The organism is Thermomonospora cellulosilytica (assembly GCF_014138835.1).
Lineage (GTDB): Bacteria > Actinomycetota > Actinomycetes > Streptosporangiales > Streptosporangiaceae > Thermomonospora > Thermomonospora amylolytica.
Map to the genome: position 1 here is coordinate 4,893,892 of NZ_JACJII010000001.1, position 25,815 is coordinate 4,919,706.

The 25,815-nt window shown below is 72.0% G+C and carries 21 protein-coding genes; 12 read left to right on the forward strand and 9 right to left on the reverse strand.

Translation table 11 applies throughout. The features are described from left to right. Window positions 1-19: 19 nt before the first annotated feature. From HNR21_RS22855 to HNR21_RS22875, 5 genes are all read right to left on the reverse strand, one after another. Window positions 20-1,189: a Tn3 family transposase gene (locus tag HNR21_RS22855; RefSeq protein WP_182706794.1), complete on the reverse strand. Its 1,170-nt coding sequence runs from the start codon at window positions 1,187-1,189 to the stop codon at window positions 20-22. Continuing rightward, window positions 1,156-3,063, reverse strand: a complete 1,908-nt coding sequence (locus HNR21_RS36100) for a DUF4158 domain-containing protein (protein ID WP_182706795.1) — start codon at window positions 3,061-3,063, stop codon at window positions 1,156-1,158. Before HNR21_RS36100 ends, HNR21_RS22855 begins: the two co-directional genes overlap by 34 nt. A gap of 140 nt (window positions 3,064-3,203) precedes the next feature. Further along, on the reverse strand, window positions 3,204-4,103 hold the full coding sequence (locus HNR21_RS22865; protein ID WP_182706796.1) for a transposase: 900 nt from the start codon (window positions 4,101-4,103) through the stop codon (window positions 3,204-3,206). Window positions 4,104-4,187: 84 nt separating this feature from the next. Next, window positions 4,188-5,534, reverse strand: coding sequence for an aldo/keto reductase (locus HNR21_RS22870; protein ID WP_182706797.1), 1,347 nt, complete (start codon window positions 5,532-5,534; stop codon window positions 4,188-4,190). An 89-nt stretch (window positions 5,535-5,623) separates the two neighbouring features. After that, entirely contained in the window at window positions 5,624-7,132 is a 1,509-nt protein-coding gene (locus HNR21_RS22875) for an SDR family oxidoreductase (protein ID WP_312881183.1), read from the reverse strand. A 275-nt stretch (window positions 7,133-7,407) separates the two neighbouring features. Here HNR21_RS22875 and HNR21_RS22880 point away from each other — a divergent pair, with 275 nt between their 5' ends. Continuing rightward, window positions 7,408-9,678, forward strand: a complete 2,271-nt coding sequence (locus HNR21_RS22880) for an ATP-binding cassette domain-containing protein (RefSeq protein ID WP_182706798.1) — start codon at window positions 7,408-7,410, stop codon at window positions 9,676-9,678. A 64-nt stretch (window positions 9,679-9,742) separates the two neighbouring features. On the opposite strand, the gene HNR21_RS22885 is transcribed toward HNR21_RS22880, so the two are convergent. Both HNR21_RS22885 and HNR21_RS22890 read right to left on the reverse strand, forming a co-directional pair. Continuing rightward, window positions 9,743-10,402 carry a response regulator gene (locus HNR21_RS22885; protein WP_119730476.1) on the reverse strand — a complete coding sequence of 220 codons (660 nt, stop codon included), beginning with the start codon at window positions 10,400-10,402 and terminating at the stop codon, window positions 9,743-9,745. Continuing rightward, window positions 10,399-11,541, reverse strand: coding sequence for a sensor histidine kinase (locus tag HNR21_RS22890; protein WP_182706799.1), 1,143 nt, complete (start codon window positions 11,539-11,541; stop codon window positions 10,399-10,401). Before HNR21_RS22890 ends, HNR21_RS22885 begins: the two co-directional genes overlap by 4 nt. A 347-nt stretch (window positions 11,542-11,888) precedes the next feature. Here HNR21_RS22890 and HNR21_RS22895 point away from each other — a divergent pair, with 347 nt between their 5' ends. From HNR21_RS22895 to HNR21_RS22910, 4 genes are all read left to right on the forward strand, one after another. Beyond that, the gene (locus HNR21_RS22895; RefSeq protein ID WP_312881184.1) at window positions 11,889-13,286 is read left to right on the forward strand and encodes an MFS transporter; all 1,398 of its coding nucleotides are present in this window, start codon (window positions 11,889-11,891) and stop codon (window positions 13,284-13,286) included. Window positions 13,287-13,352: 66 nt separating this feature from the next. Further along, the gene (locus HNR21_RS22900; RefSeq protein ID WP_182706801.1) at window positions 13,353-13,742 is read left to right on the forward strand and encodes a cupin domain-containing protein; all 390 of its coding nucleotides are present in this window, start codon (window positions 13,353-13,355) and stop codon (window positions 13,740-13,742) included. A gap of 84 nt (window positions 13,743-13,826) precedes the next feature. Further along, on the forward strand, window positions 13,827-15,650 hold the full coding sequence (locus HNR21_RS22905) for an ABC transporter ATP-binding protein (protein WP_182706802.1): 1,824 nt from the start codon (window positions 13,827-13,829) through the stop codon (window positions 15,648-15,650). Further along, window positions 15,647-17,362 (forward strand): ABC transporter ATP-binding protein, encoded by a 1,716-nt coding sequence (locus tag HNR21_RS22910; RefSeq protein ID WP_182706803.1) that lies wholly within the window; start codon window positions 15,647-15,649, stop codon window positions 17,360-17,362. Before HNR21_RS22905 ends, HNR21_RS22910 begins: the two co-directional genes overlap by 4 nt. 72 nt (window positions 17,363-17,434) lie before the next feature. On the opposite strand, the gene HNR21_RS22915 is transcribed toward HNR21_RS22910, so the two are convergent. Both HNR21_RS22915 and HNR21_RS22920 read right to left on the reverse strand, forming a co-directional pair. Next, window positions 17,435-18,637: an erythromycin esterase family protein gene (locus HNR21_RS22915; protein ID WP_182706804.1), complete on the reverse strand. Its 1,203-nt coding sequence runs from the start codon at window positions 18,635-18,637 to the stop codon at window positions 17,435-17,437. A 57-nt stretch (window positions 18,638-18,694) separates the two neighbouring features. Then, window positions 18,695-18,889, reverse strand: a complete 195-nt coding sequence (locus tag HNR21_RS22920) for a hypothetical protein (RefSeq protein WP_182706805.1) — start codon at window positions 18,887-18,889, stop codon at window positions 18,695-18,697. Between the two features lie 159 nt (window positions 18,890-19,048). Here HNR21_RS22920 and HNR21_RS22925 point away from each other — a divergent pair, with 159 nt between their 5' ends. From HNR21_RS22925 to HNR21_RS22955, 7 genes are all read left to right on the forward strand, one after another. Then, window positions 19,049-19,552, forward strand: coding sequence for a metal transporter (locus HNR21_RS22925; RefSeq protein WP_182706806.1), 504 nt, complete (start codon window positions 19,049-19,051; stop codon window positions 19,550-19,552). Between the two features lie 83 nt (window positions 19,553-19,635). Then, window positions 19,636-20,781 carry a sensor histidine kinase gene (locus tag HNR21_RS36430; protein WP_182706807.1) on the forward strand — a complete coding sequence of 382 codons (1,146 nt, stop codon included), beginning with the start codon at window positions 19,636-19,638 and terminating at the stop codon, window positions 20,779-20,781. Beyond that, on the forward strand, window positions 20,778-21,431 hold the full coding sequence (locus HNR21_RS22935; protein WP_182706808.1) for a response regulator: 654 nt from the start codon (window positions 20,778-20,780) through the stop codon (window positions 21,429-21,431). Before HNR21_RS36430 ends, HNR21_RS22935 begins: the two co-directional genes overlap by 4 nt. A 762-nt stretch (window positions 21,432-22,193) precedes the next feature. Next, the gene (locus tag HNR21_RS22940; RefSeq protein ID WP_312881185.1) at window positions 22,194-23,042 is read left to right on the forward strand and encodes an ABC transporter ATP-binding protein; all 849 of its coding nucleotides are present in this window, start codon (window positions 22,194-22,196) and stop codon (window positions 23,040-23,042) included. Next, entirely contained in the window at window positions 23,039-24,058 is a 1,020-nt protein-coding gene (locus HNR21_RS22945; RefSeq protein ID WP_182706810.1) for an ABC-2 membrane transporter-related protein, read from the forward strand. The genes HNR21_RS22940 and HNR21_RS22945 overlap by 4 nt, the downstream gene beginning before the upstream one ends. Then, window positions 24,000-24,233, forward strand: a complete 234-nt coding sequence (locus tag HNR21_RS22950) for a hypothetical protein (protein ID WP_182709002.1) — start codon at window positions 24,000-24,002, stop codon at window positions 24,231-24,233. Before HNR21_RS22945 ends, HNR21_RS22950 begins: the two co-directional genes overlap by 59 nt. A gap of 548 nt (window positions 24,234-24,781) precedes the next feature. Then, window positions 24,782-25,762 carry a helix-turn-helix transcriptional regulator gene (locus HNR21_RS22955; protein WP_182706811.1) on the forward strand — a complete coding sequence of 327 codons (981 nt, stop codon included), beginning with the start codon at window positions 24,782-24,784 and terminating at the stop codon, window positions 25,760-25,762. Window positions 25,763-25,815 lie beyond the last annotated feature (53 nt).

A 25,815-nucleotide genomic window follows, 5' to 3' on the forward strand; every position in this document is an offset into this window, starting at 1 on the left:
GCCGGTTCCGGCCGCCGCTCTATGACTCCTGAGCGGGGTCGTGGAAGGGGCGGAGCCCGGCGTCGAGCTCGGCGCGGGTGAAGGCGTAGCGGCCCAGGAAGTTGATGTGGTCGTAGCAGATTGGCGAGAGCCGGGCGCACATCTCGTCGGTGGCAGGGAACCCGTCGGTGCGCAGCTGCTTGACCGCAGCATCCAGATAGAGGCTGTTCCACCACACCACGGCGTTGAGCGCGAGTCCGAGGGAGCCGATCTGGTCTTCCATGCCCTCGCGGTAGCGCTGGCGGAGTTGGCCGCGGTTGCCGAAGGCGATGCGGCGGGCCAGCCGGTGGCGGGCCTCCTGGACGTTGAGCTGGGTGCCGATCATCCGGCGGTATCCGTCGTCGGAGATGAACTGGAGCAGGTGCAGGGTCTTGAAGATCCGGCCGTAGTGGGCGAAGGCGTCGCCCAGGCCGGTGGGGCGGCCGTCGCGGGACAGCATCCGGATCAGGTCGTAGGCACGGACCGTGCCCATGGTGAGGGACCCGGCGACGCGGAGCATGTCGGCCCAGTGGACGCGGATGCGGTCCAGCCGGACGGTGTGCCGGGACATGTGATCCAGCGGGCCGTAGGTGGTTCGGGTGTTGGTCCGCCACAGCCGGGTGTCGGCCAGGTCGGCGATGCGCGGGGAGAACTGGTATCCGCAGATCGCGAAGAGACCGAAGACGATGTCGCTGTAGGAGGCGGTGTCGGTGATGACCATCTCGGGGCGCGGGCCGCCGTCGATGGTGTGGATGGCGTCCAGGATGAACAGGGAGTCCCGCAGGGTGCCCGGGACGACCAGGCCGCCGATGCCCATCACCTGATCGTTTACCACGTTCAGCCAGGTCGCTCCGCGCTGGCGGCCGAAGTAGATCGGGTTGTGGCCGGTGTGGAGGTTGGCGACCGGGACCACGAACCGCAGCCCGTCGGCCGAGGCGATCTGCCCGCCGCCCCAGGTGGCGACGATGTCGATGTCGTCTTGGGCGGCGATCAGCCGGGCGTTGGCCGCCGAGATCGTCTCCGCGCGCAGATAGCCCTGGTCGACCTGTTGCAGCCGGGCCCGGGTCAGCGCCGGGACGTTGGGCTTCTCGATCGGGACCAGGCCTACGTTGCAGGCTTCGCAGGCTTCGGCGACGATCAGGCCGCACAGGCTGACCGCGAAGTCCTCCATCGGGAGTCGGCGCCGGAGATGTGGGTGAAGTCAGCGGGCAGTCCGGTGCGGTCGAACACCTCCAGCAGCAGCTCGGGGAAGTCCAGGCGGGGCAGCATCCCGTCCACCAGGACGCGGAACTCCTTCATCAGCGGCGGCTCGGCGACCGGCCCGAGCTTCTCGATCTGCAGGCGTCCGCCCACGAACTGGACGGCGGTGTTGCCGCCGAGCCCGTCGAGCACGCGGGTGTAGGCGCCTTCCAGCGCGGAGGCGAGCTCGGCCAGGTGCCCGGCGGGTTCGGTCTCCAGCTCCAGCGACGCCAGCACCCGCGGCCGCGCCGCTTCCCACCGCGGGCCCTCCAGCAGCCGGGCCCGCGGGTCGCTCCATCGGTCGGCGCCGGCGGCGAACACGTCCCGGCGGCGCAGCGCCTGGTGCAGGTGCATCACCGCGCACAGCACGAACGCGGCCTTGTCGACCTGCCCGGCGGGCAGGTCGGGGTTGGCGAACACCAGCGGCCGCCACGACCCGGTGATCAGTTCCTCGTGCGCGGCGACGTCGCCGCGGGCGTACTTACGGCGGGCCTTGGCCATCGCCGCGGCGGTGCGGACCATGGCCAGCACCTGTTGCCCGGCCTCCACCGCCCGGAAGTCGATGACCTCCAGCAGCAGCTCGATGAAGTGCTGCACGGTCCGGTAGCGCTTGACCAGCTCGGCCCGCCACGCGGCGGCCGCGTCGTCATCGGTCTGCGGGATGAACGCCGCGATCGTCTCCACCGCGGCCGCCAGCTTCTCGCGCGGCACGACCTCCTCGATCGCGTTCCACACCTCCGCCAGAGACACCAGCCGGTCCTCGGTGGCCTGCGGCGTGCCCATCACCACCTCCATCGCCGAGGCCACCTGACGCGCCGCACTGCGCAGCTTCGGCAACGTCCGCAACTGCTCGGCCTTGCCCTCCCGCTCGGCCCGCGCCAGCAGGTTCGAGGTGACCAGCAGGTCCAGCACGTCCAGGGCGTCATCGATGGAGGAGGTCTCCAGGTGCCGGACCGTGGCCAGCAACGTCGCGGTCTGCCGCCGGTCCTCCAGGTCCCGCAGCGTCGGCGCCTTGGACGCCATCCCGTGGCGGGCCAGCGCCGCCAGCTTCACCGGCGGCACCAGATCCACCTCAACCTTCCCGGCGCCCAGCTCGGCGATCTCCGAGACCCGGCCCAACTCCTTGACCAGCACCCGGCTCGACGCCTTCACCGGCGCCGTGCGCAGCCGCTCCAGCTCCGACACCCGCATCCCCGCCGGGACCAGCAGCAACTCGCGCAACGCCGCGGTCGTCTCCATCGGGGTCCGGTCGGCCAGCAGCCCGTACAGCCGCCAGTTCTCGGCCCGCCGCACCTCGCTGATCAGCCGGGTGAGCGTGGTGATCCCGGCGGGCAGCAGGATCCCGGCCTCCAGCATGTGCACCACCGCGCGGTCGAACAGCGCCCGCGGCCCCTCGGTCGTCGCCCACACCCGCGCTGCCACGAACGCCCGCACCTCCTGCTCCCGGTCGGAGAACTCCGACAGGCCCAGCAGGTCGCGGATCTCCCAGGAATGCTCGTAGGCGGTCTTGGGACGGGTCAGGTACTCCGGCGCGCACTCCCGCTCGACACCGACCTGCTCGGCCGCGAACCCGATCACCTCCGCCGGGACCTCCAGCGGGGTATCGGCCAAGAACGTCCCGAGCATCCGGACCGTGCCCCACTGCACAGCCCAGCCCAACTTCGTGGCCGGCCGCCGCTTCCCCGAAACCACAGCGAGGGCCTTGGCATCGAGCCGGAAGAACTGCTCCAGCTCGGCGACCGTCACCTCACCACGGAACCGGCGATACCGCGCGACCTGCTCTTCGGACAAGAAATCAACTGGCATGGCCAAGGACCGTAGATCCCACCAACCAGGCAAAATCCCGCCGTCACCGAACCGTGGTCAAGATCGCCCTGCTACCGCCAAAACCCGTTCCAATCCTCCTCGCGGGCCCCTAGATCGTTGATGGGAAATGTTGGTGCTGGTCAATGGTCGTAGGCGATCAGTGACCGTTTGACCGGTGCGTCGATCAGCCAGTTGTGCCAGATCGCGGCGTTGAGCGCCACGATGCGCTGGCACACCCGTGCCCACAACCCTTCGGTGGTGCGTGCTTGGTGGCGTTCCAGCCCGAGCTGGTTCTTCAACGTCCAGATCACCGCCTCGATCCGCTGGCGCAGCCACCCGGGGAAGGCCGTCACCGGCGGGGCGGGCTCGTCGGCGCGGACCGGGCGGATCAGCACATGGCCCAGGTCGGCGGCGGCCTTGGCCACCCCGGCCCCGGCGAAGCCCTTGTCGCACACGATCGGGCACGGCCCGGGCGCGGGCGGCCGGGCGTGCAGCAGATGCACCGCCTGTTTGCGTTCGTCCAGCTCCTTGGGATGGGCCAGGCTGAAGGCGCACACCGCGCCCTCGGGGGTGGTGATCAGCATCAGCTTGGCGCCCCAGGAGAACGCGTGGTGGGACTTGTCCATGCCGTAGCCGGCGATCTCGCCCAGGGCTGAGCGGTGCACCGTGGTGCGCGAGGCGCCGCAGCGCACCGGGGTGCCGTCCATCAGCCGCAGCCGGTCATGCCAGGACGGTATCTGGCGGACCAGCCAGGCCGCCGCGGCCGGCAGGGCGGGGGCGGCATCGCGCAGGTGCCGGTTGTACTCGGACTGGCCGGGCAGCCGCGGGAACAGGTGCCCGATCCGGGCCGGAGCCAGGCGCAGCCACCGGTGCTCGAAATCACATCCCAGCAGCACCTGGGCGACCGCGACGCAGACCAGTTCGGCATCGGTCAGCAGCCGCCGGCGGCCCCGCCGCCGCTGCTGCCGCCACGAAGGCAGGACGTGATCGTCCAGATGGACGTAGCGTGCGGTCACAAGGGCGTCCAGGTTTGTCTTCACACACCGACCATGGACGCCCTTCGCCGTGTCCGCGCCCAGTTCGGCAATTTCCCATCAACGATCTAGGGGCGGCCTGGCGGGGGCCTAGTGGCGGACGGTGTGCGGGTTCGGGTACCGGTCGCCGGCGACCGCGTCGGCCGGCACCGCCTCGGCCAGCGCCGCCAGATCCTCCGCGGTCAGCTCGACGTAGCGGGCGGCGGCGTTCTCCTCCAGCCGGGCACGCCGCTTGGTGCCCGGGATCGGGACGATGTCGTCGCCCTGGGCCAGCACCCACGCCAGCGCCAGCTGCGCCGGCGTGACCCGCTTGGCCTCGGCCATCCGGCGGACCCGCTCGGCCAGCCTCAGGTTCGCCGTGAAGTTCTCCCCCTGGAAACGGGGGCTGCCGGGCCGGAAGTCGTCGTCGGCGAACTGGTCCGGGCTGGTGATCGCGCCGGTCAGGAACCCGCGGCCCAGCGGGCTGTAGGCCACCAGCCCGATCCCCAGCTCCCGCAGCGTCGGGATGATGTCGCCCTCCAGATCCCGGGTGAACAGCGAGTACTCGTACTGGCCCGCGGTGATCGGGTGCACCGCGTGCGCCCGCCGCAGCGTCTGCGGGGTCGCCTCGGAGATCCCCAGGTGCCGCACCTTCCCGGCCTGCACCAGCTCCGCCATCGCCCCCCAGGTCTCCTCGATCGGCACCGACGGGTCCACCCGGTGCTGGTAGTACAGGTCGATGTGGTCTGTGCCGAGCCGCTGCAGTGACGCGTCACAGCACTTGCGGACGTATTCGGGCCGCCCGTTGATCCCCACCCGGGTGCCGTCCGGCAGCCGCTCGACGCCGAACTTGGTCGCCAGCAGCACCTCCTCACGCCGCCCCTGGATCGCCTTGCCGACCAGCCGCTCGTTGGTGAACGGCCCGTACATGTCGGAGGTGTCCAGATGGGTGACGCCCAGGTCCAGCGCCCGGTGGATCGTGGCGATCGACTCGGTGTCGTCGCCCGGCCCGTAGAAGTCGCTCATCCCCATGCAGCCCAGGCCCAGCGCCGAGCTCACCAGCCCCTGTCCCAGGGTGCGCGTGCTCATCGCCGCCTCCTCACGTCGCTCGTAGTCGCCGATCTTGCGGTCGATGAGGGCCAGGTCCTGCCGCAGCTGCGCGATCTGTCCCAGCACCTTCGCCCGGTGCTCCACCAGCATCAGCCGGCGCGCGCTCGTGGTCGCCGCGCCCGCGTCCACCAGCTCGAAGTACCGGCGGATGCCCGAGATCGACATCCCGGTGGCCCGCAGCCGGGTGATCAGGTGGATCCGGTCCAGATCCCCCTGCCGGTACCGGCGGTGCCCGCCCGCCGCCCGGACCGGCGAGGCCAGCAGCCCCGCCCGCTCGTAGTACCGCAGCGTGTGCGCGGTCAGCCCGGTCCGTTCGGCGGCCTCCGCGATGGACAGCCCCTCATCCATGACGGCAACCCTTCCTGTTAGAGCGCGCTCTAAGTCAACCCCGGCCGCCGCCTGGGTGCGCCATGCCCGGGACCTTCGGCCTCCGGAGGTCAGGCCGGGGTGGTGGTCCTGTCCTTCGGGCGGGCCGCCGCGTTCTCGGCGGCGCGGACGATGCCGCGGCACATGCCGCCGAAGACCACCTCGTGGAACGGCCGGAACGCCCACCAGTAGGCGTGCCCGGCCAGGCCGCGCGGATGGAACAACGCCCGCTGGGTGTAGGCGGTGCGGCCGTCCCGCCGGCGCACGCCCAGCTCCAGCCACGCCAGCCCGGGCAGCCGCATCTCCGCGCGCAGCCGCAGCAGCCGTCCGGGCTCGATCTCCTCCACGCGCCAGAAGTCCACGCTCTCCCCGACGCGCAGCCGCCGGGGGTCGCGGCGGCCGCGCCGCAGGCCCACACCCCCGACCAGCCGGTCGATGACGCCCCGGGCCCGCCAGGCCAGCGGGAAGGAGTACCAGCCGTGCTCCCCGCCGACCCCCTCGATGACCTCCCACAGCAGTGCGGCGGGGGCGGCGGTCGGGCGGGTCCGCTCATCGACGTACAGGCTGCCGCCGGCCCAGTCCGGATCGGTCGGCAGCGGGTCGCTGGGCGCGCCGGGAACCGCGGCCGACGACCAGCGGGTGGCGACGTCGGCGTCCCGGATCCGGCGCAGCGCCAGCGCCACCGAACGCTCGAACCCGGTCGGCCCGCCCGGCGGCGGCCCCACATGGCGCGTGATCTCGTGCTCGCGGCACACCACCTCGTTGCGCAGCGACTCCACCAGAGGGCGGGCCAGGCCGCCGGGAACGGGGGTGAGCGCCCCCACCCACAGACTCGACAGCCAGGGGCTCAGCACCGGAACCGGCACGATCAGACGGCGCCGCAGCCCCGCCACGGCGGCGTAGCGGCGCATCATGGCCTCGTAGGTCAGCACGTCCGGGCCGCCGATGTCGAAGCCCCCGGACACCTCGGGCGGCAGGTCGGCGCACGCCACCAGGTAGTGCAGGACGTCGCGGATCGCGATCGGCTGGATGCGGGTGCGCACCCACCGCGGGGTGACCATCACCGGCAGCCGCTCGGTCAGGTAGCGCAGCATCTCGAACGACGCCGACCCCGAACCGATGATCACCGCGGCGCGCAGCCAGATCGTCGGGACGCCGCCGTCCAGCAGGATCCGCCCGACCTCCGCCCGGGACGCCAGGTGCGGCGACAGTTCGTCGGCGGGCGCCATGCCGCCCAGGTAGACCAGCCGCCCGACGCCCCGTTCGCGCGCCGCGGCGGCGAACACCCGCGCCGCCCGCCGGTCGACCTCGCCGAAGGCGTCCCCGCTGCCGATCGCGTGGATCAGGTAGTAGGCGACGTCGACCCCGTCCAGGGCCCGCGCGGTCGCCTCCGCGTCGGTGGCGTCGGCCTCGGCGATCTCCACCCGATCCGCCCACGGATGGTCCCGCAGCCGTCGCGCCGAGCGGACCATGCACCGCACGCGGTGACCACGGTCCAGCAGCCGCGGCACCAGCCGCCCCCCGATATAACCACTGGCCCCCGTCACCAGGCACAACCGGTCGCCCACCTCAGCCCCCACTCGGTCACCGGCCGGCGTCACCGCCGAGACGGCCCCCCTACCCTGCGCGGAGGCGGGCAAGCACGCCACCGGCCGGTTCCGGCCCGCCTCGCCGCGATCCTCACGCGGCCGATCAGGAACGGAGAAGCCGGGTGCGCCGCCCGGCCGTAGCGTGATCCCCGAGGCCCTCCCGGAGGGCGCGGCGCGAGTCCGGCTCCGGCGTGGCCGCCCGCCCAACAAAAGCCGTACAGTGTACGGCGTAGTTGTGCTCGTCCCCGAACGGAAGGTTCTGCGCGGTGCTCTCCAGATCCGATCATCCCGCCGACGGCCACGACCTGATCCAGGTCCGCGGCGCCCGGGAGAACAACCTGACCGGCGTGGACCTGGACATCCCCAAGCGGCGGCTCACCGTCTTCACCGGGGTCTCCGGGTCCGGCAAGTCCTCGCTGGTCTTCGACACGATCGCGGCCGAGTCGCGGCGGCTGATCAACGAGACCTACACCGCGTTCCTGCAGAGCTTCATGCCCAGCCAGGCGCGGCCCGAGGTGGACGCGCTGCGCAACCTCACCACGGCGATCATCGTGGACCAGGAGCGGATGGGCGCCAACGCGCGCTCCACCGTGGGCACCGTCACCGACGCCTACACGATGCTGCGGATCCTGTTCAGCCGGATCGGCCGGCCGCACGCCGGGTCGGCGCACGTGTTCAGCTTCAACGACCCCGACGGCATGTGCCCCGACTGCGAGGGCCTCGGCAAGATCTCCGACATCGACGTGGACGAGCTGGTCGACCGGGACAAGTCGCTGAACGAGGGCGCCATCAAGGTCCCCGGGTTCGGCGTGGACACCTGGTCGTGGCGGATCTACGCCGAGTCCGGCCTGTACGACGCGGACACCAAGCTCAAGGACTTCACGCCCGCCGAGTGGGACGACCTCCTGCACAAGCCCCCCACCAAGATCAAGTACGACCGGACCAACCTGACCTACGAGGGCCTGGTGATCCGGGTCCGCCGCAGCTACCTGGCCAAGGACCGCGAGTCGATGCGTCCGGCCATGCGGGAGTTCGCCGACCGCGCCGTCAAGCTGGTCGGCTGCCCGTCCTGCGGCGGCACCCGGCTGAACGAGGCCGCCCGCTCGTCCAAGATCAACGGGCGCGGCATCGCCGAATGCGCGGCCATGCAGATCAGCGACCTGGCCGAGTTCGTCCGCGGCATCGACGACCCCTCGGTCGGGCCGATGCTGGAGCACCTGCGCGAGACGCTGGACTCGATGGTCGAGATCGGCCTGGGCTATCTCAGCCTCGACCGCGAGTCGTCCACCCTGTCGGGCGGCGAGTCGCAGCGCGTCCGGATGGTGCGGCACCTGGGGTCCAGCCTCACCGACGTCACCTACGTGTTCGACGAGCCCACCATCGGGCTGCACCCGCACGACATCGCGCGGATGAACGACCTGCTGCGGCGGCTGCGCGACAAGGGCAACACCGTCCTGGTCGTGGAGCACAAGCCGGAGGTGATCGCGATCGCCGACCACGTGGTCGACCTCGGCCCCGGCGCCGGCAAGGAGGGCGGCCGCATCTGCTACCAGGGCGACCTGGACGGCCTGCGCACATCCGGCACGCTCACCGGCCGCTACCTCGACCACCGCGTCCGCCTGCGGGACGAGCCCCGCAAGCCCACCGGGCACCTGCCGATCAGGAACGCCACCCTGCACAACCTCCAGGACGTCAGCGTCGACATCCCCCTGGGCGTCCTGACCGTCGTCACCGGGGTCGCCGGGTCGGGCAAGAGCTCGCTCATCCACGGCTCCCTCACCGGACGGGACGGGGTGATCATCGCCGACCAGTCCGGGATCCGCGGATCCCGGCGCAGCAACCCCGCCACCTACACCGGCCTGCTGGACCCGATCCGCACCGAGTTCGCCAAGGCCAACGGCGTCAAGGCCAGCCTGTTCAGCGCCAACTCCGAGGGCGCCTGCCCGAACTGCAAGGGCATCGGCCTGATCTACACCGACCTGGCGATGATGGCCGCGGTCGCCTCGGTCTGCGAGTCCTGCGAGGGCAAGCGCTTCACCCCCGAGGTCCTGTCCTACCGGCTGCGCGGCAAGAACATCAGCGAGGTCCTGGACATGACGGTCGCCGAGGCCGTGGAGTTCTTCACCACCGGCCAGGCCCGCGCCATCCTCGACCGCCTCCACGCCGTCGGCCTCGGCTACCTCGGCCTGGGCCAGCCCCTCACCACCCTGTCCGGCGGCGAACGCCAGCGCCTCAAGCTCGCCATCCACATGGCCAGGAACGGGCACACCTACGTCCTGGACGAGCCCACCACCGGCCTGCACCTGGCCGACGTCGACCACCTGCTCGCCCTGCTCGACCGCCTGGTCGACGACGGCAACACCGTCATCGTCATCGAACACCACCAGGCCGTCATGGCCCACGCCGACTGGATCATCGACCTGGGCCCCGGCGCCGGCCACGAGGGCGGCCGGGTCGTCTTCACCGGCACCCCCGCCGAACTGGTCGAATCCGGCGCCTCCCTGACCGCCCGCCACCTGCGCGAGTACGTCAGCTGAGCAAAGACCGCCCGGCGCGCACCCGGTCCCCGTCGCAGGCCCATGGCCGCCGGGCGGCGGGCGGTCAGCCGCGCCGCGGAGTGACGAGGCCGGACTCGTAGGCGAACACCACAAGCTGGGCGCGGTCCCTGGCGCCCAGCTTGGTCATCGCCCTGCTGACGTGGGTCTTTGCGGTGGTCGGGCTGATCACCATGTGGGCGGCGATCTCGTCGTTGGACAGGCCGCGGGCCACCAGCGCGGTGACCTCGCGTTCGCGGTTGGTCAGCACCTCGAGCGCCCCGGGCGCGGGCCCGGGACGGCGGGCGACGTACTCGCCGATCAGGCGGCGGGTGATCGCGGGGGACAGCAGCGCGTCGCCGCGGGCCGCGACCCTGACGCCCTGCACCAGGTCGGCGGGCTCGGTGTCCTTGACCATGAAGCCGCACGCGCCGGCGCGGAGCGCGTTGAAGACGTACTCGTCGAGGCCGTAGTTGGTGAGGATCACGACGTGGACGCCGCTCAGCCGCTCGTCGGCGGCGATCAGCCGGGTCGCCTCGATGCCGTCCATCACCGGCATCTGGATGTCGACCAGGGCGACGTCGGGCCGGTGCTCGAGGGCCAGCGCGACGCCCTGCTCGCCGTTGGCGGCCTCGGCCACCACCTCGATGTCGTCCTCGTTCTCCAGCAGGGCCCGGAAGCCGCCGCGGATGAGCGCCTGGTCGTCCACGAGCAGCACCCGGATCACGAGGGCTCTCCCAGGGGAAGCTCGGCGCGTACGGTGAAGCCGCCCTCGGGGCGCGGCTCGGCCCGCAGCCGGCCGCCGAGCGCCGCGACGCGCTCGCGCATGCCGAGCAGACCCGTGCCGGGCACGGGCGGCGCGGCCGGGTCGGCCTCGCCGTCGTCGTCGACCTGCACGACCAGCTCCCCGTCCGCGTACTCGATGCGCACCTGCGCGGTCGCCCCGCCGGCGTGCCTGGAGACGTTGGTGAGCGCCTCCTGGACGATCCGGTACGCGGCCCGGTCCACCTCGGCCGGCAGCTCCCGCCGCGTGCCGCAGATCGTCACCGTGGCCGGCAGCCCGGTCGAGCGGGCCCGCTCCACCAGGTCGTCGAGCCGGTCCAGGCCGCTGGCCAGGGCCTGGTCGTCGGGGCGGCCGGAATCGCGCAGCACCTCCAGGGTGGCGCGCAGTTCGCGCATGGCGTCGCTGCTGGCCTCCTGGATGGCCAGCAGCGCGGGAGGCACCTCCTCGCCGCGCCTGCGCGCCAGGTGGACGGCCACCCCGGCCTGGACCTTGATGACCGAGATGCTGTGGGTGAGCGAGTCGTGCAGTTCCCTGGCGATGCGCAGCCGCTCCTCGCCCGCGCGGCGCCGGGCCGCCTCCTCGCGGGTGCGTTCGGCCTCGGCGGCCCGCCGCTGGGCCTCCTCCAGGTACGCCTGCCGGTGCCGGGTCACCGTCGCCACCACGCCGGCCGCCACGAACCAGCCGACCAGCAGCGTGGTGTCCTGGAGGTTCTGCCCGGACCCGTCGGCGCCGGACAGGTTCACCGCCAGGCCGGCGCCCAGGAAGACCAGGCTCGCCAGCGCCGCGGCCAGCCGATGACCGACCCTGACCGCGGCGAACACCGACACCATCACCGGATAGGCGGCCGCCGGGCCCGGCTGGACGCGCGCCGCGACCACCAGCATGCAGGCCGTGCTGACGAGCAACGCCAGCAGGGGCGCCCGCCGCCAGGCGACGAGCGCGAGCGAGCCGGCCAGGGCGGCCGCGAGATCCGGCGCGCCCGCACCCGGCGTGTTGAACACGAAGACCGACAGCAGGAGGGCCATCGCGGCGGCGAGCAGGACGTCCTGGGCGAACGGCCGCCACCGGTCCACAAACCTCATTCGGGCAGATTAGGGCCATTCCTGCCGAGGATCCTCCGCTGGAAGTCGTAATCAACGGCTACTCCCGGCGATGTAGTGGGGCCGATCCTGCTTCCCCGGTGCCGGCCGGAGGAGACTTCCCGGGCACGATGACCGCCGACCGGCCCGAACACCACGATGTCCGGCATGCACACGATCCGAGTCGAAGGCGGGTTCGGCCACCCGCACCCGAAGCCGCCCTTTGCGCGGAGATCCGGCACGGGCCAGCCCGCGGCACCGAGGGCCGAGCTGCGATGACGGTCAAGGAAACGGCAGGCGGGACATCGGCCACCGATCCGGATGCCCGGCCGGGGCTCACCCTCGCCGCGGTGGCCGTCGTGCAGTTCATGGTGTCGCTGGACCTGTCGGTCGTGAACGTCGGACTCCCGCAGATCGCCACCGGCCTCGGCTTCAGCGCGGTGGGCCTGACCTGGGTGATCCACGCCTACGCCCTCACCTTCGGCGGACTGCTGCTGCTGGGCGGCAAGGCCGCCGACCGGTACGGCCGCAAGCGGGTCCTGCTGCTCGGGCTCGGCCTGTTCGGCCTGGCCTCTCTCCTCGGCGGCCTGGCCCAGGAACCCGGCCACCTCGTCGCCGCCCGCGCCGCACAGGGCGTCGGGGCCGCCGCGCTGGCCCCGGCCGCGCTGGCGCTGCTGACCGCGGCGTTCCCCGCCGGCCAGGCCCGCATCCGGGCCTTCGGAGTCTGGAGCGCGACGAACGCCGCCGGCGGCGCCCTCGGCGTCCTGATCGGCGGCCTGCTCACCGAGTACGCCGGCTGGCGCTGGGTGATGTTCGTGAGCGTGCCGATGGCCGCCTGCGCGCTGGCCCTGGCCTGGCGCGGCATCACCGCCGGCCCGCCGGCCGCCCGCGGCGGCCGCCCGGACGTGCTCGGCGCCGTCCTGGCCACGGCGGGCATGACCCTGCTGGTGTTCGGCGTCGTCCGCACCGACCGGTACGCGTGGGCCTCGCCGGTCACCCTGACGACCCTGGCGGTCGCCGCCGCGCTGCTGGCCGCGTTCGTCCACGTCGAGCGGACCACCGCCCGCGAACCGCTGATCCGGCTCGGCCTGCTCGCCAACCGCTCGGTCGCCGGCGCGAACGCCTTCAACCTCCTGGCCGGTGCGGCCATGGCCGCGGCCTTCTACTTCCTGTCCCTCTACCTCCAGCAGGTCCTCGGGACCGGGCCGGCGCTGACCGGGATCATGTTCGTGCCGCTCGCCCTCGCAGTGATCGCCGGCTCCGTGCTCGCCGTCCCACTCGGCTACCGCCTCGCCGCCCGGACCCTCCTGGTCATCGGCGGGCTCCTGACCGCGACCGGGTTCGCCTGGTTCGGCCTGATCAGCCCCGACGGGGCCTTCACCACCGACGTCCTGGGACCCTCGATCGTCGTCGGCGTCGGCTTCGGGCTCTGCCTCGGACCGGTCGTCTCCACCGCCACCACCGGCGTCGCGCCCCACGAGACCGGCATCGCCTCAGGGCTGCTCAACAGCTCACGCCAGATCGGCGCCTCACTCGGACTCGCCGCCCTCGGCACCGCGGCCCACCACCGCACCGGCCAGACCGTCACACCCGAAACCCTCAACGACGGATACGCGCTCGGCCTGACCCTCGGCGCCGCGCTCCTGGTCGCCGCCGCCCTCATCGCCCTCACCGTCCCGCGCCGGACCGGCCCGCCGGCACGGGCCGAGCAGGCCGGTGGCCGTGATCTGCTCCCCGCCCGGGACTGACCGGCACTCCACCCCCGATCCCGCAACCCACCAGACGAAAGAGCACCGCAGGAAGGACGTCCCGGCATGACCGTCGCCCCGATCGATCTCTTCGCGTCCTTCATCCACCTCCGCCAGGGCGGCCAGATCCACGCCGGGAAGACAACAACGGACCCCGACCGGGACGGCTGGCGGCTGACGGCCTTCCACGCCAAGACCGACGCCGACGTCCACGCCGACCACTGGGAGGTCCACCCCGAGGCCGAGGAGGTCGTGTCCTGCCTCATCGGGACGATACGCCTCTACCTGCGTCCGGAGCGGCCGGGACAGGCGGAGGAGGAGATCAGGCTGACGGCCGGAACCGCCGCCATCATCCCGCGCGGGCGCTGGCACCGCATCGAGCTGGACACCCCCAGCAACATCATGGCCGTCACCCTGCCGCGGGGCAGCCGGCTGGAGAAGCGGACCGAGACCTAGGCCAGACCCCCGAACCCTGTCCTCATCCACCACCGGCCCGGCCACCTGCCCGGCCGTGACGAGATCGACGGAGACGGTAGAGCAATGACCACCACCGACCTCGCCGAGGCGAGGGAGCAGTCCATACCGCCACCGGATGCCGACTCCGTGGCGGGGCTGCTGCGCCCTTATCTGTGGAGTTTCACCGCCGTGGTGATCCTGCAGATCATCGGCGCCGTCGCGGGCCTGGCGCCGCTGCTGGCGGTCGCCGAACTGGGCCGTGTGCTGCTGGCGCCCGGCCCGATCGATCACGACCATGTCCGGTTCGTCGTGATCGCGGGTGCGGCCGGACTGTTCGCCCGGCTGCTGTTCACCGCCGCGTCCTCCGGAATCGGGCACCTTCTCGACGACCGGGTGCAACTGTCGTTCCGCCGGCGGCTGGCCGCGCGGCTGGGGCGCGTACCGATCGGCTGGTTCTCCCGGCGCCGGACCGGCGAGCTGGCGAAGGTGGTGGGGGAGGACGTCAGCGCCGTGCACCCGTTCATCGCCCACACCCCCGGCGAGCTCGTCTCCGCGTTCGTGGTGCCGCTGGTGTCGCTGATCTACCTGTTCACCGTCGACTGGCGGCTCACGCTGGTCACGCTGATACCGGTGGCGCTGGCGGTGGCGCTGGTCCCGCTGATGATGACCCCGGCCCGGCTGCGCGAGCAGAAGGAGTTCGACGCGGCCATGGGCCGGATCGCCGATTCCGTCGTCGAGTTCGTGCAGGGGATCGCGGTGGTCAAGGCGTTCGGCGGATCCGAGCGCGCCCACCGCAGGTTCCTCACGGCCGTGGACGATTTCGTCGGCTCGTTCTTCCGGATGGTGCGCGGTCTCGCCGGGATCGCCGCGGGGATGCAGGTGGTGCTGTCGCCGCCGTTCGTGCTGCTGGTCGTGCTGATCGGCGGTGCCGCCCTGATCACGAACGGCTCCATGGCCGCGGCCGACCTGCTGCCCTTCCTGCTGCTCGGGCTGGGCCTGACCGCCCCGGTGGAGGCGCTGGGTCACGGCTTCGACGACATGCAGGCCGCCCGGCGCGCGGTCGGCCGGATCCGGGACGTGCTCGGCGTGCGGTCGCTGCCGGAGCCCGCGCACCCGGTCGCACCGCAGGGACACCGGGTGGAACTGCGCGGCGTTCGATTCGGTTACGACGCCGGCCACGAGGTGCTGCGCGGGATCGACCTGGTGCTCGAGCCGGGGACGGTCACCGCGATCGTCGGGCCGTCGGGCAGCGGAAAGTCCACGCTGGTCCAGCTGTTGCCGCGGTTCTTCGACCCGACCCACGGTTCGGTCGCCCTCGGCGGCGTCGATCTCCGCGACATCGGCAGCCGGCAGCTCTACCGGATGGTCTCCTTCGTCTTCCAGGACGTTCGCCTGCTGCGCGCGTCGGTCGCCGACAACATCGCGCTGGCGGTGCCGCAGGCCGACCCCGACGACGTGGTGCGCGCCGCCCGGCGGGCGAACATCCACGATCGGATCCTCCAGCTGCCACGCGGATACGACACGGTGATCGGTGAGGACGCCGGACTGTCGGGCGGCGAGGCACAGCGGATCGCCATCGCCCGCGCACTGCTCGCCGACGCGCCCGTCCTGGTGCTCGACGAGGCGACCGCCTTCGCCGACCCGCACACCGAACAGGCGGTGCGCCGGGCCCTGGCGACGCTGAAGGGCGACCGGACGATCCTGGTCATCGCCCACCGCCTGGAGACGATCGCCGACGCCGACACCGTCGTGATGCTGGAGAACGGGTCGATCGTCGAGCGCGGCAGGCCCGCCGAGCTGCTGGCACAGGACGGAAGGTTCGCCGCGTTCTGGCGATCCCACCGATCGGCGGTCACCGGCCAGACCCAAACCCACGGTGGCGTACCGCAAGGAGGCGAACCCCGATGATCCGAATGCTGCTGCGCGTGCTGGGACACCAGTACGCCCGGCCGGTGCGCCGCACCGTGGCCCTGATGACGACGACCGCCGTGGCCGAGGGCCTGTCCTACGCGCTGCTGGTTCCGGTGCTGCGGGCACTGTTCGGAAACGACCCCGGGGACGCCCGGCCCTGGCTGATCGCGTTCGGGGCCGCGGTCGCGGTCTACGCGGTGCTGCGCTACGTCAGCGACCTGTCCGGTTTCCGCGTCGCGACCACGCTGCTGCGCGGCATGTACCACCGTCTCGGCGATCACCTGGCCCGGCTGCCCCTCGGCTGGTACGGCGCCGGCCGCGTCGGGGAGGTGTCCGTCCTGGCCAGCCACGGCGTCCTGCAGGCGATGAGCGTGATCGCGCATCTGCTGGCACCGTTCATCTCCGCCTGGGCGACGCCCCTGACGATCGTCGTCGTGATGCTCGCCTTCAACTGGCAGATGGGGCTGGCCGCGTTGCTCGCCGCACCGGTCGTGGCGGCGACCCAGATCTGGACGGGACGCTCGATGGCCGCCGCCGACGCCGAACGCGCCGAACGCGACCACGAGGCCACCGGGCGGGTCATCGAATACCTCCAGGCCCAGCCGGTGCTGCGCGTCGGCGGCCGGACCGCCGAACGCTTCCGGCTGCTCGACGACTCGCTGCGGGAACTGCAGCGCGCGTCCCGCCGTACCGTGCTGTCGGCGCTGCCCGGTGTGGTGGGCCTGACGCTGGTGGTGCAGACGATGTTCACCGTGCTGCTGGTCCTGGGCGCCTACCTCGCGCTCGGCGGGGACATCGGCGCGGCGGAGGTCCTGACGATCCTGGTCCTGGCCGCCCGCTGCGCGGATCCGCTGCTGTCGCTGTCGGACCTGGCCGGCAAACTCCGCGGCGCACGCGCCGAGCTGGCCAGGCTCGACGCGGTGTTGCGCACCGAGCCGCTGCCGGAACCTCGCGAACCGATCCGGCCGGCAGGCCATGACCTGGAGCTGGAGTCCGTCACCTTCCACCATGGCGACCGCACGGTGATCGACGGCGTGTCGCTGTCCGTGCCCGAGGGGCAGCGGCTCGCCGTCGTCGGACCGTCGGGTGCGGGCAAGAGCACCTTGCTGCAGTTGCTCGCGCGGTTCTACGACGTGGACGCGGGCGCGGTGCGCGTGGGGGGCGTGGACGTGCGCGCCATCAGCACCGAGGCGTTGACGGCGCAGATCGCCATCGTCTTCCAGGACGTCTATCTCTTCGACGGCACGATCGAGGAGAACGTGCGTCTGGGCCGTCCCGACGCCGACGAGGCCGAGGTGCGGGCGGCGGCGACCGCGGCGCGACTGGACGAGGTCATCGAGCGACTGCCCGGCGGATGGGCGACCAATGTCGGCGAGGGCGGCGCCCTGCTGTCGGGCGGTGAACGCCAGCGCGTCTCGATCGCGCGGGCGCTGCTGAAGAACGCGCCCATCGTCCTGCTGGACGAGGTGACCTCCGCGCTGGACCCGATCAACGAGGCGGCCGTCCATGAGGGCATCGAGCGCCTGATGGCGGGCCGGACGGTGGTGATGGTGGCGCATCGGCTGCGGACCGTCCAACGCGCCGACCGCATCGTCTTCCTGGACGGCGGCCGCATCGTGGAAGAGGGCACCCACGACGAGCTGCTGCGCCGCGGTGGCCGCTACGCCGACTACTGGAACATGTCCCTGACACCGGCGGCGAGTGAATGAACCGGTCGACCCTTCGCCGCGGGCCCGCCGAGCCTGTGGAGGGTGGGGCGGGCCTGCCGCGGCTGAGGGAGCCTAGCTCTGCGGGACGTCCTTGACGAACACGATCCCGTCGTTTTCGGCCAGGTGGGCCGGGTCCAGCGAGGAGTAGCCGAACCAGGGGGACACGCGGGGAGCGGGCCGCACGTCGCCGAGGGCGGTGGCCAGCCGGCGGGGGTCGACGACGTATCGGTCCTCCGGGAGCGCGTACAGGAGCCCTTCGACGGTGTCCGGGGGCGGGGTGTCCACTCCCTGGTGCCGGATCGTGCCGAGGGCCGTGGCCAGGAAGGCGTACTCCTCGCCCAGGCGGGCGCTCACGATCGCGCCGGCGCTCCACCACTCCAGCGGCAGGCCGCCCATCCGCATCGTGGACTTGTGGCGCTGGAGATGGCCGTTGTGGGCGTGGACCAGTACCGGGCCCTGTTCGGCGACGGCGAGGAGGTTGTCGGCCATCATCTGGTCCCGCAGGCTCACCAGCCGTGTCATCCGGTTCGGTGACGTGTCGGCCATCCAGAAGTGGTAACGCAGCAGGCCGGTGGCGGTGCGCCCGTACAGGCGCGCCCGTTGCCAGTCGTCCCGCGAGGACGCCGCGATCAGGCCCGGCGTCTGCGCGTCGAGCAGCGCCACCAGATCGTCGGCGAGCAGCCGCAATCGCTCGGCCTCGGCCGACCGCCCCACAGATCGGGACGGGTCCATCATCGCGGCGGGATTCGTCCACCGGTCGTCGTCGCCGAGCAGGCGGTCGAGCGTTTCCGCGGTGCAGGGGAGCAGGTCCGCGTCCACCCGGGCCGAGAGGTAGCCGTGGAGTGCGGTCAGGGACTGCCGGGGGCTCGCGGCGTGAGTGATCTCCAGCGGGCCGTCGAAACCGGCGAAGCGGAGCCGTTCGGACGCGGGCCGGCCGTCGTTGTAGGCGCGCATCCAGCGCACGAGTTCGCGGTTGGCCGCGGACGCGCCCCACCCGTGGCTGAATCCGCGCTCCATGACCTCATCGAGGGCGCCCGTGCCCGAGGTGACGTAGTCGTCCACGACCAGGCCCATCACGCAGTCGCTCTCGATCGCGATCCACCGGTAGCCCTCCTGCTCGACGAGCTGCCGGAAGAGCTCGTTGCGCAGCTCGAGCAGAGAGTCCTCGCCGTGGGTGGGTTCGCCCAGTGCGAGCAGCCGTGGCCGGGCCGGGAGCAGCCCCATGACGGCGGCGGCATCGACGGCATGGACGGCGGCCTTGATGTCAGCAACCATGCATTCAACGGTATCGTTGAACAAATCAGTTGAGGCTTTATCGCCATATCACCAGCACTAAGAGACAAAAACCTTCAAAACAACGAGGAGCCCAAGCCGGCCGGCCCGGCGTACGGCACGGCCCGTCCACCTCCGCAAGCCGCCGACGCCCACCCACGAGGCAGGGTCTGGGGTGGCCATGACCATCGGCTCACCGTTCCAGCGCACTTTCAGTGCGGTCAGGTCGAACGGTTCGAAGACCAGTTCGATCATGCGGCCGACACCGGCGCGGCTGGACGCCCGGGCATCGGAATCGGTCCAAAGCACGGCTTGAACGGCCCGCTACCGTACTTTCGGCCGGTTCCTGCGACACCGCGTCTTCCTAGCCTCAACAGCATGAATACCGTGGAACGGCCGACGAGGCCGGGCGCAATGATGGCCAACATCGGGCTGGGCGTGGTGTTCGCCTCGGGTATCGCCTTCACGGCGTACATGCTCATCGACAGCTGGGGTGCGGCCTACTGGGTCTACAACTCCGCCGTCGCGGTGGTGGTGTGCGCGCTTGCGCTGCTGCGCGAGCGGCAGAAGGTGTGGACCGCGACCGCGGGTCTGGCCGTGGCGGCCGTCGCCATCGTGGTGTCTCTGGCGGCCGACTGGCCGCAGGAGCCCGCGCCCATGACGGCCTTGGCCCTCGCCGTGCTCGTCGGCTCCTCGATCCGAACGCTGCCGGCGTGGTCGGCCGCCGTCATCACCGTGGGAGGCGTCGCGGTGATCGCGCTGGCCTGGCTCTCCGGGCCCACCGGCGTGACGGCCTCGGCCACCGCGGCCCTGGTCGCCGGCCTCGTGCTCGGATCGGCGTTGCGCCTGTTCGACAGAGGCCGGCGCGCCAACGCCCCGACCACGGGGCCCTCCTGGGCCGACCGGCCGCGGCCGTAGGAGTGGGACGAACTCCAGGCGCGGCGAGCGCCGTCCCGCCGGAGAACGCGGCCCGCGGACGGCGGGTCAGTAGCCTGGCCAGCGTGATCATTCCGGACCGATGGGTCGGGGTCGCCTCCGCAGCCGGACTCGGCACCGTGTTCCTCACGGCGATCGCCGTCCAGGCCATTGCCATCGCGCAGACCTGGGGTGCCTGGTACTGGGTCCCGGGCGGCGGCGCCGCCGTGGCGGTATGCCTGCTGGCCCTGCTGCGCCAGCGGTGGCCGGTCTGGGCGGCGGTCGGGGGTCTCGGCGTCGCGGCGCTGGCGATCGTGGCCGCCGGCCTGGCCGACCGCGACCTTCCCGCCGAGCCGAGTCCGGCCTTGACCCTGGGACTGGCGGTGCTCGTCGGCTCCGCGCTTCGGGTCCTGCCGCCCGTGCCGGCCGGTGCCGTCGCCGGCGGCGGGCTGGCGGTGGTCGTCGCCGGTCAGTTCACCGCCGGTCCGTCGTCCCCCGGCATCACGGGGGTGACTGTGCTGGACGGCTTGTTCTGGCTGGCCGCCGTCGCGGTCGGGTTGTCGCTGCGGCTGCTGGACGCCCGGGCGCGGGCCACCGCCGAGCGGGTGCGCCGGGCCGAGCGGCTGGAGCTCGCCCGGGAACTGCACGACGTCGTGGCCCACCACATCACCGGCATGCTGATCCAGGCACAGGCGGCCCAGGTGGTCGCGCGGCGGAACCCGGAGGAGGTGACCGGCTCCCTCGTCGAGATCGAGGCCGCCGGCGCCGACGCCCTGGCCGCGATGCGGCGGGTCGTCGGGCTGCTGCGCGACGCCGACGACGCGGCGCCGGTGTCTCCCGGACCGGAGCGGCTCAGCGAGTTGGTCGAGCGGTTCGGCCGGCGGGGCCCGAAGGTGTGCCTGAGCGTGCCGGACGAGGACGTGACGTGGCCGCCGGAGGTGACCAGCACCGTCTACCGCATCGTCCAGGAGGCGCTGACGAACGTGCTGCGGCACGCGCCGCACGCCCGGTCGGTCAGCGTCACCGTCGACCGGGATCCGCGGGGGGTCACCGTCGAGGTCGTCGACGACGCCCCGCCGACCTCCGTCCGGCACCATCGCGGCGGGTACGGTTTGATCGGCATGCGCGAACGCGTCGAGACGCTCGGCGGCTCGCTGTCCGCCGGCCCCCGGGCCGGCGCCGGCTGGTCCGTGCGGGCGACCCTGCCCGTCCCCGCCAGGGAGCCCGGATGACCATCACGGCCCTGCTCGCCGATGACCAGGCGATGATCCGCCGCGGCCTGCGGCTGCTCCTGGAGGACCAGCCCGACATCAGCGTCATCGGGGAGGCCGCGGACGGGGCCGAGGCGGTCTCCATGGCCCGGAGGCTGCGTCCCGACGTGTGCCTGGTGGACATCAGGATGCCCCGGCTCGACGGCATCGAGGTGACCCGCGCGCTGGCCGGCCCGGGGGTGCCCGATCCGATGCGGGTCATCGTGGTCACCACGTTCGACCTCGACGAGTACGTGTACGGAGCGCTGCGCGGCGGTGCGGTGGGATTCGTCCTCAAGGACGCCGGGCCCGCCCTGCTCGTCGAGGCCGTCCGCGCCGCCCACAACGGCGAGGCGCTGGTCTCGCCGTCGATCACCCTCCGGCTGCTGCGTCACATGACGGCCGCCGTGAGGCCGCGCTCCGCCGTGCAGTCGCCGCTGTCGGACCGCGAGATCGAGGTCGTCCGGGCCATCGCGCGCGGCCGCACCAACCAGCAGATCGCCTCCGAGCTGTTCATCTCGCTGAGCACCGTGAAAAGCCACGTGTCCGGCATCCAGGCCAAGCTCGGGACGCGCAACCGGGTCCAGATCGCCGCGTGGGCGTGGGAGAACCGCATCGTGGAGAGCACGTGACGGCGGCACCCTCCGGGGCGCGGGCGGGACCACGACCGCAGCGCCGCCGTCAGCCGGCGTACCGTCGGGTGAGGTACAGCGCACGTAGGTGAAGCGACGCCAGACCCTGCTCGCGCGTGACCGCGGCCATTCGCACGGCAAGCAGTGAATTGCCGCCCAGCCCCGAGAAGTTGTCGGACACCCCGGCGGAGAAGCCGACCAGGTGACGCCACACGTCGAGCAGTTCGTCGGCGAGGTCGCCCTCCTCGGCGGGGGATCGTCGGCCACGGCCACGCCGGGCACTCGGCCAGCACAGACCGGGTCATGTCCAGCTCGATGCGATACCCGCGCAGCTCGACCTGGTTGTCGAACCGGCCCAGGTGCTCAAGCGCGCCGTCAGGGCGCAGCCGCCCCGGTCGCCGGTGCGGTACATCAGCCCGCCGCCGAACGGGGTCGGCGCGGAACCTCTCCACGGTCAGCTCGGGACGGCACAGGTAGCCCCGCGCGCTCACGGCCCCGGCGACGTGGATCTCGCCCCCCGGCGTCGCCGGGCACCCGGCCGCGTCCAGCACCTACACCCGCCAGCCGGGCTGTACCGCACCCAGTTTGCTCAGCAGCGGGCCCCGGGGAACCGAACCGGTCAAAAGTACGATCGTCACGGCGCCAACCGTGCCTTGGGCCGATGCCCGGCATGGCGCCGATTTCCAGGATGGGACCATGTCGAAGGAGAATTCCCCCCTGGTTCTGCAGGCGGAGGGTTTGACGAAGAGGTACGGCCGCCGTGTGGCACTGAGCGACGTTGACCTCACCGTTCCCTCCGGCCGCGTCATCGGCCTGGTCGGCCCGAACGGGGCCGGCAAGTCGACGCTGCTGCACCTGGCCTGCGGGCTGCTCGAGCCGACGTCGGGCTCGCTGCGCGTCCTGGGGTCCCGCCCGGCGGAGAGCGCCGCGCACCTGGCCCGGGTCGGGTTCGTGGCGCAGGACACGCCGGTGTACGCGTCGTTCAGCGTGGCCGACCATCTGCGCCTGGGCGCACGGCTGAACCCGTCGTGGGACCAGGGCCTGGCCGAACGGCGCATCGCGCAGGTCGGGCTGGACCCGACGCAGAAGGCGGGGCGGCTGTCCGGCGGCCAGCGCGCGCAGCTGGCGCTGACCATCGCCGCCGCCAAGCGCCCCGAACTGCTGATCTTCGACGAGCCGGCCGCCGCGCTGGACCCGCTGGCGCGCCAGGGATTCCTGGGGAACCTGATGGAGCTCGTCGCCGAGCTCGGTGCCAGCGCCGTGCTGTCGTCGCACCTGCTCGGTGACATCGAGCGGGTCTGCGACTACCTCATCGTGCTGTGCGACTCGCGGATCCAGGTCGCCGGGGAGGTCCGGGACCTGCTGGCCGACCATCACCGGCTGGTCGCGCCCCGCGGCGAGCTCGACCGGCTGCCCGCCGGTGTCGAGGTCATCCGGACGGATCACAACGCCCAGTACAGCAGCGCGGTCGTGCGCACCGACATCCCACCGTCGTCGATTCCGTACCCGGTCGAACCCGTCACCCTCGAGGAACTGGTGCTCGCCTACATGTCCCGGGCGAACGCGCCCGTCGCCCAGGTCGGCGCCGCAGCCATGGAGGGTCCGCGATGATCTGGTTGAACTGGCGCCAGTTCCGCCTCCAGGCGCTCGTCGCCGCCGTCGTACTGGCCCTGATCGCCGTCTACCTGCTCCACCTGGGCGGGGACATCCGGGACGCCCATGACGCCTACCGGTCCGGCTGCGGAAACCCCGGCGACTGCGCCCAGGCCAAGAGCCAGTTCCAGAGCACCTACCAGAACACGCTGCTGTTCCTGGCCGCCGGGCTCGGGCTGCTCCCCGTCGTCATCGGCGCGTTCTGGGGCGCGCCGCTCATCGCCCGGGAACTGGAGACCGGCACCCACCGGCTCGTGTGGAACCAGAGCGTGACCCGCCGCCGCTGGCTGCTGGGCAGGATGGCGTTCGTCGGCCTGGCCGCGATGCTGCTCACGGGTCTGGCCAGCCTCCTGCTCACCTGGGCGGCCTCACCGTACGACCAGGTCGCCGGGGACCGGTTCGGCACCGTGGAGTTCGGCGCCCGCAACATCGCCCCCCTCGGCTACGCCGTCCTCGCCTTCACGCTCGGCACCGTCATCGGCCTGCTCGTGCGCCGGACCCTCCCGGCGATGGCCATCACCGGCGTCGTCTTCCTCGTCCTGCAGTTCGCCGTGCCGAACCTGGTGCGTCCGCATCTCATGCCGCCCGAGAAGACGACCCTGCCGATGACGGCGGAGACCATCAACCAGGCCAGGAACCTGGGCAGCATCACCGGCGCTCCCGTCATCGGCGGCCTGGAGGTGCCGGGCGCCCCCGACGCGTGGATCAGCGAGATCAGCCCGATGCGCACCGCGGACGGGCGCACGCTCAGCGAGACCGCGTTCAACGCGTGCCTCAACACCCCGCCCGAGACCGGCGCCGGCGGCACGTTCGGCGACGCCGCGGTGTGTCTGGCCAAGCTCAACCTGCACGTCGACATTCGGTACCAGCCGAGCGACCGCTATTGGGCGTTCCAGTTGAGCGAGACCGCGCTCTATGTGGCGCTCAGCGGCATCCTCATCGCATTCGGTCTCCGGCGCATCAGGCGCGCATGACTGCGCCACCAAGGAGGCCGTCGTCGCGATCACCCGAATCACCATCAGGAACTTCCGGCTCACCAGCCGCCTGGTCGCGCGGATCGAGCGGACCCTGCGGATCGAGCGGCTCAACATCGTGACCAAGGAGGTGGTCGAGGCCGCCTGCCAGAACCTCGTCATCGAAATCGTGTGACCGGGGATCTCCGTCAACAGCAGAGCCCCACCAACTATTGACTGGAGCACGCCCGTCGCCACGGCCGGGGGAACTCGGCCGTGGCGACGGGCGCTCCGTCTCGGCCGCGGACGATGGACCTCGCCCGGCGCTGACCATGCACAACGCGCTCGCGTGTACTTGTGGCAGCTTCCTTAACGACAGGCCAACTCGCGGATTCCGGCTTTGCGTAGAACGCGGCGGATGCGTTCGGCGTCACGGCAGCGTTCATCCATAGAACCGCTCCAGCTCCTCGGGCGTCGGATCCGCCACGAACGCCCCATACCGCCGCACCTGCTCATCCGACGGAAACTCATGGGCCACGAAGCGTGACCATATGGGCCCCTCAGGTGACTACCGGCCGCTAGCGGCAGACGTGATCACAAAATTACTCTCGGTCGCAACAAACCGCGCTGAACCACGGACCAGTCCTAGCGTTACTACCGACCAGTAGAGTCCCGGGCCCCCCTCCATGAAGCCTCCCAGCGAATCACGACATGCCGTGTCGGGTATTCCGGCAGAATCCTCGTATGCGCGCCGACCGGTTGGTCTCGCTGGTGCTGCTGCTGCGCCGGCACGGTCGGCTGTCCGCGACCGCGCTGGCCCGCGAGCTGGAGGTCTCCACCCGCACCGTGCTGCGCGACATCCAGGCGCTGTCCGCGGCCGGCGTCCCGGTCTACGCCGAACGCGGCCGGCACGGCGGTTTCGCGTTGCTGCCCGGTTTCTCCACCGAGCTCACCGGACTGAACCACGACGAAGCACTCGCCCTGCTGATCGCCGGATCACGGCGCGGCGCGCAGGCCTTCGGCCTCGGCGCGGCGCTCGCCTCGGCCATGCTCAAAGTGGTCGACGCGCTACCCGAAGGCCATCGGGACACCGCGGCCGGCGCGGCCCGGCGACTGCTCATCGACCCCGAGACCGATCTGCTCTCGCGCCGGCTGGTCACCGAGGAGGTGCCCGACACCGTCATGGCCGAGGTCCGGCGCGCGGTGCTCGCCGGACACAAACTGCGCATCCACTACGCGGCCGTGGACCAGGCCCCCAAGTGGCGCACGGTGGACCCGATCGGCCTGGTCACCGTACGCGGCCAGGGCTACCTGCTGGCCACGAGGTCGGGCGCGGACCGCACCTACCGGCTGTCGCGGATCCTGGCCGCCGAGGAACTCGCCGAACCCGCGCAGCGACCGGACCGGGTCGATCTGGACCGGGCCTGGCAGGAACGCAGCATGCGGTTCCGGACCGGCGGCGACCAGGTCACCGTGCTGGTACGGGTGAACCCGGCGCGGCGGGAGGACCTGGTGGGCACCGCGCTGGCCGTCCGCGCCGAAGAAGCCGACGCAGACGGCTGGCTGCGGCTGGAGGTGACCTTCCAAGATCCCAGACATGCCGAATGGGCGCTGTGGCAACTGGCCACGAACGCGGAAGCGCTGGCCCCGCAGTGGCTGCGCACCGCCCTGCGCGACCGCGCCGCCGCGATCGCCGCCCGCTACGAGCGTCAACCTGAGAGTTGATGGGCGGTTCACCTGCCAGGCCGTCACGATTCGTGATCATCTGCGCGGCTCGA